The following is an 8,988-nucleotide window of genomic DNA, read 5'->3' on the forward strand; positions in this document are numbered from 1 at the left end:
GATCAGCTAACACTATTGACTTTATGACTGCTACATGGTCTAGATTACCATATGAGTTCTTAGATAAAGTTTCTAATAGAATCATAAATGAGGTTAAGGGAATCAACAGATTAACTTACGATATCTCATCTAAGCCACCTGCTACAATAGAGTGGGAATAATTTTATAAATATAAAACACCTTGATTACCAATGGTTTTCAAGGTGTTTTTTTAGTTGCTTTAGAGTATTATTATTTTTCTACTTTATTACTAAGCATATAATAATAGATTTAGAAAATGAATATAAAATAGAACCTCTAATCCAAAAAGAAACTAAGAAGTATGTTAATTATAAAAACTTTATAAAATTTATTGAATAAGTAGTTATTAAATACAATTTTAAATTTACAAATTATAATTAGGAGGATTGTTATGTCTACTATGATAGCAGTTTTGAAGAAGCTACAAAACTTTGCAATGTTGGAAATGGTAAAACTTATCAAATAATTAGAGGTAGAGTTAATAAACTTTATTTGTTAGAGAGATTTGGAATAGAGAAAGGAGATTAATTATGCCTGCAACTAAGGATAAGAACGGGACTTGGGTGTCCCGTTTCTATTATGTAGATTATCAAGGAAATAGACTAAGAACTTTTAAGAGAGGTTTTATCTAAATATAAATTTGAAGTAACTATGACATTTAAAAGTCTATATGAACTTTATATAGATGATTTAAGTCATAGATTAAGAGAACATACTATTATAAACAAAAAATATATAATTGAAATGAAAATTTTGCCATTTTTTAAAAATATAAAACTTAATGATATTACTCCAGTTATCGTTAGAAAATGGCAAAATGAACTTTTAAAAGCTATAAACCCAAGTAGTGGAAATCCATATAGTCAAACCCATATTAAAACTATTCATAATCAACTTACAGCTATTTTTAACTATGCTATTAAGTTTCATTCATTACAAGAAAACCCTTGCCATAAAGCTGGAAGTATTGGAAAGAAACATGCTGAGGAAATGAATATCTGAACTCCAGAAAAATTTAAATTATTTATTGAAACTCTTAAAGATCACCCTGCTGCTTATGCAGGATTTAATATTTTGTTCTGGTGTGGTCTTAGAGTTGGAGAGCTTCTAGCTCTTGAAATAAAAGATATAGATTTTGAAAATGAGACTTTAAATCTTTAATAAGTCTTATCAAAGATTAAAAAAAGAGGATATAATTACTGAACCCAAAACTCCTAAAAGTAAAAGAATTCTTGAAATGCCCTCTCAGCTAACTTCTGTATTAAAAGATTATTTAAAGACACTTTATAAACCAAAACCTAGTACAAGATTAATTCCTCATACAAAATATATGTATGACCATGCAATGAGAAAATATTCAGAAATTGCTGGAGTAAAAAAAATAAGGATACATGATCTTAGACATTCACATGCATCCTTACTTATTCATTTGGGTGTTAATCCTCTAACTATAGCTAGAAGATTAGGACACGAAAAGGTTGAAACAACCTTAAATACTTACTCTCATCTATTTCCTAATAGCAATAAGGAAATGATGGAGTTGTTAAAAAAATTAATAAAAAAAGGAGATTAAATCGGTGTAATCTCCTTTTTTATTTTTTGTTTTTTGTTATATTTGAAGCTGTTACAAGAAATTTATATAAAACCATGGCGTATATAATTCCTATTGATAATATTATTGCTCCTAATGTAATAACTATTTTATATTGATTGAAGCCATCTGTTTTTATATAAGTTATTATATCTGTTATTTGATTTACTAAAAGTCCTACTATAAGTGATAAAAATAGAACTTCAAATATTAAAATTTTTAAAGTTTTAATTTTCTCTTGCTCTTTTTCTTCATAAAATTCTTTTTCAACTTGTTCTCTTATTTTTATCTTTTCTTGTGTAGTTAACATCTTTTCAATTTCTTCTTTAAGTACAATTGTCATTGCTTGTTTTAATTCTGGCTTCTCCGTAGGATATCCTAATTCTACAATTTGGTTTGCTATATCATCTAAGCTCTTACATTCTAATATATTACTCATTCAATCCACCTTTTTTTTTACAAAATAATTCTGAGAGCTTTAATATTGCTTCATCTTTTAATTCTTTATCAAAAATAGCTCCTCTAAACTCAGTTTTTAACTCATCATTATAGGAAGCGTTTTTTTTATTACGATATAACTTATCTTCTGTTGGTGTTGAGATTAATTTTGTAAATAAATATTGTCCAATTTTCATTTTTGGATAAATAATTATAGGATTAGTATTTATATTTTTCAATCCTAATTGAAGATAACCACTGTATGAAGGATTACAAAATTGATTACTTAAAATCAATCCTGCTCTAGTCAATTTTGTCTTCGGTATTACTTCACATATTAAATCATCTGGCAAGTTGATTCCTTCTTCAATTCCAACTAATATATATTCGCCTGGAGCCATTATATATCCACTTGAATCAACTATGATTTTTTCATAACTTTGTTCTATTGCTGCTTGATTTTTTAAATCTAAAACCATTCCTTTTTTTATAATATGAATTACATCTGACATAGAAATATCATAAGTTGCTCCTTCTAAGCTCGATTCTGAAAAATCTTCTATTAAAGGTTTTTGTAACCCTACTTTTTCAAAGTTCAATGTTAGTGTTCTTATTTCCTTATCTGTTAATATCATATCATCATCACTTCTCTTTCTCCATGTGTTTATATTATATAATACTCATATTCTATATGAAAATCAATTATTTCCTTTTATTTTTTTATTAATAAAATTTTTTCTAATTAATAATTCTATAAAATAGTTTTTATATCTTCTTTTTCTAAATTAATATAAAAATAAATATATGAGTCATTTTTTATTTTATTTTCGTCAAATATAATTTTAAAAAGTTTCTTTTTTTCTCTGTTTATAGCAAACTCGTTTTCGTTATTTAAATAGATACTATCTTCTTCTTGATTGTATTTTAATATTAATGCTATCCAATTAAAAATTGGGACCTTTACTTTTATTTCTTTTTCAATGTAATTAGTTAAAGAATATCTATTATTTTCTTTTAAAAATGAATCATTCTTACTGTTATTCTTCATTTTTATTATTCCTGCTACTATTGCTTCTTTTATATTTTTACTTATTTTTAGTATCTCTTCTTCTTTATTAAATAAATATATTTTTTCATAATCTCTTATTATATTTTTTTTCATTCTATACTCTTGTCCTTTTAACATAGAAAAAAAGCTATGTGAAGGTCGAAATATTTCAAATTTTCTACTTACAAGTAATAAAGAATCTAAGATTCCAAATAATAATAACCAATTATTTTTAGTTCCATAATTTGTAGAATACCCATGAACTATAGAATGTCTATTTAAAGTTTCATTATTATATTTTTTTTTAAATTTTTCTATATTTCCATAAAAGAAATCTTCCAAATAAGCAAATAACCCATGTGTCATAATAGGAAGTAAATCAAACATATATAAATATTTTTTACTTTCAAATATTTCTTTTGGAAACCAAAACTTTTCTTTTGGATATATAATTTCACCCCAAGAATCTAATATTACATTCAATGCCTTTGCTAGATAATCTTTTTCTTTGTAATAATCTTCTTCTTTGAGGTGTGTATTTATTATCTTTCTTAAAATACCTTCAATACATGGAATTAATAATGAAATAGCACTAAAATAATATTCTTTTAAATACATTGAAATTGATTCATCTATAATCTCTTTATACTCGATAAAATCTTTATTCTCAACTACTGTTCTTTCTATAATTATTGATAAATTATCTATATTGTAAAACTCATCTAAATATTTAAAATACGCATCATAATTATTTGTTTTTACGCAATCTATATATAGCTCATTTATTTTCCCATAAGAAATACTTCTTGGTAGAAATTTTCCATTTAAATAAAAAGAATATTCATAATTTTCTTTACATAAATCAGTTATTGTTTTATTCGCTAATATGATGCTAGGAAGTATATATTTTCTAGTATCGATTTCAATTTCTATTACTTCTTGATATAATGTTCTTCCAAATTTAGACTCTGTTATTTTATACTCTACATTTTTTAATTCAAATATTTTTTTTAATCTTGAATATAAATTATCTTTATCTAATTTTTTTTTATAATTTTCCCATTCTTTTCCTATTATTGCTTCTATTTCATTTATTTTTAGCAATTCGTCTCCCCTTTGATTACTTTATAGTTATACTTACTCTTTAGCTTAGAAAATTAAAGAAAAAAGAGAGGGTAGTTTAACACTTGATAAAGAAAATCGACAACTAATTATCAAAAAAATAAATTTCTCATAATTCTTTTCAAGGCTTGCAGAATAAGTGGTATAAATTTATATTATATCATATATTTACTCTAATTTAAATAATATTAGAAGGCATTTATTACTGCTAATTAAAAATAAAGAATATTTTATAAAATACAAAAAGGAAGTCGTTTAATCACTTAAAAATAAAAATTTAAACTTAAAAGAACTTGTTATCTCTATTAAATGAAATAAGTTTCAAAGTTGTTTCTAATATTCAAAATACTATTAGTGAAAAATTGAATCTATAAATAAATTTTTAAGAAGAATTCAAAGATTAGAAAATAAATAAATCTACGTTGTAATACCATCAAAATTATTTTAAATGTATTGAAAAAAGTAAAGCATAAATAAAGTAGCTGCACCCAAAATGCACCCATTTTATTAAAAAAACAGTAAAAAATACCTATTTTTAAATTTTTGACCTATCAAAACCCTAATAAAATCAATAGGTTTAAAAGTGAATAATTTTTTTTAAAGTTGAATGGGAATAATTTAATATTACTTATAAACATAGAATACATAAGGCGTTATAAATTCTTTGGACTTAGAATGACCTTTAAAGATTGAAAAGAGCCCTTTAAAGGCTCTTTTTCTTTATTTACTTTTATACACAGAGTATATTTATTTTAATATTTTTAAATTTTATTTTTTATTAAAAAATTGTGTTGTTTTATATTTATTATTGTATTATTATATTATCAATACTAGTAATTTTGGGAGGGGTTTTTATGGCTTTTAAAGCTAAAGAAATTGAGTTAGCATATCTCACGTTTAAAGAATTAATTTATTATGAAAATAATGTCTTACTTCATTTAAAAATGCAATTAGCAGATTTCGAGAATAAAAATAATTTTACATCAGAAGAAAGTCGATCATCCTTTTTTTATACTTTAGAAAATCTTTTGAATAATGGTGATACATTTGACAGTTTAATTAATTCTCTTAATTTTAAAAAAGTTATAAAAAAATTAAATGATAATTCTAAAGATTTAGATATTTTAAATATTATTTCTCCATCTGATAAAAATTTATTAAGCGAAGATAAAATACAAAAAATTAACGATATTTTATTAGCAGATGATACTACTCTAACCTTACAGTACAATTATATAATTGATTGTGATATCACTTTACATATTTTATCTATATTATGGATTTTTAAAGTTGGATATAAATTTGATAAAACAGTACAAAGATACTCTTATGGATATAGATTAAATTTTACTAATGATATCTTAGATACAAAACATCCTTTTAAAAGATATATAACACAATATCAAGCTTGGAAAAATAATGGAATAAAAAAAGCTAAAGAAATTGCTCTTACTGATAATGAAAATGCTGTTTTAATAAGTTTAGATCTAAAAAGATTTTACTATAGTATAAGTCACGAAATATTGAAGTCAAAAATGGAAAGTATTTTTGAAAATATTTCAGATAATTATCTAACAAAAATAATTCTAAATATAAATAAACAATATGATCTTCTTGTTTCAGAAGATATGAATGAAAACCGAGAAAAACATATTCTTCCCATTGGTCTATATAGTTCTCATATTCTCGCTAATATTTATCTAAAAGAATTGGATGAAAATATCCTAAAATTAAATCCGTCTTATTATGGAAGGTATGTAGACGATCTCTTTATTGTTTTTAAAGAATATGATCCTAGAAAGTTTATATCCAAGAAAAATTATTTAAAAGAAAAGCTAGCTCCTCTTATAGAAGAAACTTTTATCGACAATATTGGCTTAGAAAAATGTTTCAGTCAAGAACTTCTAATTGAAAACACAAAACATAAAACTATATTCTTAACTAATGAAAATAAAAAAGTTGAGATACTAAAAATTGAAAATAGCTTCTTGGAAAGAGCCAGTACCTTTACATTTTTACCAAATGAAAAAAATATTGAAGATTTATATAGAAAAATTTTCTCTGAAGAGCATGAAGATACTAAAATTAAAAAGTATGATGTTTCTGTTTACTTAGCTAAAATTTTAACTATTTTTTCAGGAATAAATAAAAATGAAAATATTTCTCATATTAAAAAGAATACTAAAGATTTACTTGATTTCTTTGGAGAAGAAAATATTATCAAATATTCTGTTTACTTTGAAAAAATTTTTATTTTTTTAGTAATGATAGAAGATACAAAAGAAATTGAAAATTTCTATAAAAAAATCAATACTTATCTAAGTAAATTAACTCAAAATGTCCCCTCTAATAAGCGTCATATTAATTATATCCATTTAAAAGAATACCTAAATAATTCTTTCTTTTTTGCTCTAAGTCTTAACCCAAAACTTTTAAAAAATTTTACTTTTGAATTTAAATCTATTTTTAAAGATGATGACTTAGAAGGAACTTTATTTAAAATTTTTAATTCAAATATGTTAAAACAAAAAATGATACATTATCCTCTTCTAAGCTATCTCCCTTTAACTAAAGAAATTTATTTAAATTTTAATTTTTTTGAAGCTAGATACTTTGATTTTGAAAAAAATCCTGATAATTTTGAAAATTTTAATCTCTGCGATCAAAAATTAAAATTATCTCCTCGTTTTATTCACTTAGATGAATTAAATATATTTTATATCAAGAGACATATCCTTAATCATGATAAAAATTTTGATTATTTAGATATTAGTAAAGAAAAATTCACTCTTAATTTTAAAAGAAAAAACCAAGAAAAAGAAATTGAAGTATTTAAAAATAATATCTGTGATGTAGAATATAATAATCTTCACTTATATAAAGTTAAATCTAATGATAAAAAAGAACTTAAAGAAGCAACTATAGGGATTGCAAGTTTGCTTATTGATGATCAAAAAGTGTTTAATGTTCTTGATGGAAATTACAATCTATCGTTTAATAAAAAAGAGCGTATTATGGATATTCTTAATTTAAGCAAAAAACATAACGTTAACATTTTAATTTTTCCTGAAGTATCTATCCCTTTTCAATGGTTAAAATTTATTAATGAGTTCTCGAGAAAAAACCAAATTTTGATTACTGGCGGCCTTGAGCATATCCATTGTCCTAGTATAAAATACAAGGATTCGTGCAAAAAATATGCTTATAATTATTTATTTACAACATTGCCTTTTTCAACTAATAATTACAAATCTTCATTTATAAAAATCAGACTAAAAAACCACTACGCTCCAGGTGAAAAAGATTTTATCGAAGGCAAAAACTTTTCGATTCCTAAACCTTTTCCAATAAAGTATGATATTTTTTCATGGGAAGGTATTCACTTTTCAAATTTTAATTGTTTTGAATTATCTGATATTGAAGGAAGAAGTAAATTAAAAAATTATATTGATTTATTAATAGCCTCTGTTTTTAATAGAGATCTTCACTACTTTAAAAATATTTTAGAATCCACTTGTAGAGATTTACATGTCTATGTTGCTCAAAGTAATACTTCTATTTATGGTGATTGTGAAATCATGCAACCTACAAAAAAAGAAAGTATGATTTTAGGATGTCTAAAAGGAGGAATTAATGATAATCTTTTAGTTGACAAAATTAATATCCAAAAATTACGAGAATTTCAACTTTTAAATAATACATTGCAGAAAAGTAATAATAAATTCAAAGTAACACCTCCAGGGATTGATCCTGATATAGTAACGGTCAGAAATAATAATTCTTTAGATCTTTTTTTCAAAGAAAATTTATCAAATCCTAAGATAGAATTATTAAAAGAATTGTTATCCAATAATCTTCTGATTACAAATGATTTTGATAAATTGTCCAATTCTATTTCAAAGATTTTAAAACTAGACTTGAAAAAAACCAAAGATATTATAAAAAAAGAATAAAATTAATATAATCCCCTCAAAGTAGAGAGATTGTAAAAAAGAGACGTATAATCTCTATTATCTAAAATCTTAAGGGGATTATACTGTCTTAATTATTTTTAAAATTTTATTTATTAAAATATTTATATTAAAGAAATATTTTATCCAAACTCTAGTGTTGCTAAAAAAATTCCACATTTTAAAACTACTAAAAATCTAAGTTTTTTATTATTTAATTTTACATTTTTTACATATTTCATATATTTTTAATTTTTCAATTACAAATATTATCTTGCCAAAATTTTCTTTTAAATTGCTATCCAACAAATTCAAACTTTTTATATCTCAAAATTAATTTAAATTGTGTACATTTTTAAGATACGTTTTAAAAATTGTATCAAAAAACAACTATTTTTCTTCCTAAATTATAGAAAAACCCTTTTTTTTATGCTAAAATATTTATAACACTTACCGGGGGAGGGAATAATAAATTATGTTAAAAAAAATTAAAACTATTTCTGAAAATCTTTCTAATAGCGAAATTCCTAAAGTTTTTGATCATTTTGGAAAAAAGATACTTCCTTTTTATAGAAGAGAAGTAAGTACTCGAACAACTCATGGGGGAACTTGGGATATAGAGGAAGAGTTTATCATTGGAATCACAAATCACGGTTGGGCAAAATATGACTATATTTTTAATTGCTCATCTGAAGCAGGAGTTAAGAATCATCTTTCTGAAGAGATTATGACACCTTTAACTTATGAAAATATACTATTTTATTGTAATACAATACCTGAGCTTAAAGAGAAGATCCAAGAGTGTGGTATTTAAACAA

7 protein-coding genes and 1 pseudogene are annotated in these 8,988 nt (G+C 23.3%); 5 read left to right on the forward strand and 3 right to left on the reverse strand.

Annotation, left to right across the window (positions count from 1 at the left end; all coding sequences use genetic code 11):
- From ACRCYC_RS14980 to ACRCYC_RS14990, 3 genes and pseudogenes are all read left to right on the forward strand, one after another.
- Window positions 1-161 (forward strand): annotated as a pseudogene (locus ACRCYC_RS14980) (glutamine-hydrolyzing GMP synthase); the annotation flags it as partial.
- Window positions 162-672: 511 nt separating this feature from the next.
- Entirely contained in the window at window positions 673-1,023 is a 351-nt protein-coding gene (locus tag ACRCYC_RS14985; RefSeq protein ID WP_438531827.1) for an N-terminal phage integrase SAM-like domain-containing protein, read from the forward strand.
- Window positions 1,024-1,258: 235 nt separating this feature from the next.
- On the forward strand, window positions 1,259-1,594 hold the full coding sequence (locus tag ACRCYC_RS14990; protein WP_438531828.1) for a tyrosine-type recombinase/integrase: 336 nt from the start codon (window positions 1,259-1,261) through the stop codon (window positions 1,592-1,594).
- A 19-nt stretch (window positions 1,595-1,613) separates the two neighbouring features.
- Here the strand turns inward: ACRCYC_RS14990 and ACRCYC_RS14995 are convergent, their stop codons facing one another.
- The 3 genes from ACRCYC_RS14995 to ACRCYC_RS15005 all read right to left on the reverse strand — a co-directional run bounded on the left by ACRCYC_RS14995 (window position 1,614) and on the right by ACRCYC_RS15005 (window position 4,202).
- Window positions 1,614-2,051, reverse strand: coding sequence for a hypothetical protein (locus ACRCYC_RS14995; RefSeq protein ID WP_438531829.1), 438 nt, complete (start codon window positions 2,049-2,051; stop codon window positions 1,614-1,616).
- Window positions 2,044-2,685, reverse strand: coding sequence for a dCTP deaminase (locus ACRCYC_RS15000; RefSeq protein WP_438531830.1), 642 nt, complete (start codon window positions 2,683-2,685; stop codon window positions 2,044-2,046). The genes ACRCYC_RS14995 and ACRCYC_RS15000 overlap by 8 nt, the downstream gene beginning before the upstream one ends.
- Window positions 2,686-2,801: 116 nt before the next feature.
- The gene (locus tag ACRCYC_RS15005; protein WP_438531831.1) at window positions 2,802-4,202 is read right to left on the reverse strand and encodes a hypothetical protein; all 1,401 of its coding nucleotides are present in this window, start codon (window positions 4,200-4,202) and stop codon (window positions 2,802-2,804) included.
- 872 nt (window positions 4,203-5,074) lie between these two features.
- Between ACRCYC_RS15005 and ACRCYC_RS15010 the strand changes: the two genes are divergently transcribed.
- Window positions 5,075-8,173 carry a reverse transcriptase domain-containing protein gene (locus ACRCYC_RS15010; protein WP_438531832.1) on the forward strand — a complete coding sequence of 1,033 codons (3,099 nt, stop codon included), beginning with the start codon at window positions 5,075-5,077 and terminating at the stop codon, window positions 8,171-8,173.
- 472 nt (window positions 8,174-8,645) lie between these two features.
- The gene (locus ACRCYC_RS15015) at window positions 8,646-8,984 is read left to right on the forward strand and encodes a hypothetical protein (protein WP_240218374.1); all 339 of its coding nucleotides are present in this window, start codon (window positions 8,646-8,648) and stop codon (window positions 8,982-8,984) included.
- Window positions 8,985-8,988 lie beyond the last annotated feature (4 nt).

The sequence above is a fragment of the Paraclostridium sp. genome (genome assembly GCF_051657365.1).
GTDB lineage: Bacteria > Bacillota > Clostridia > Peptostreptococcales > Peptostreptococcaceae > Paraclostridium.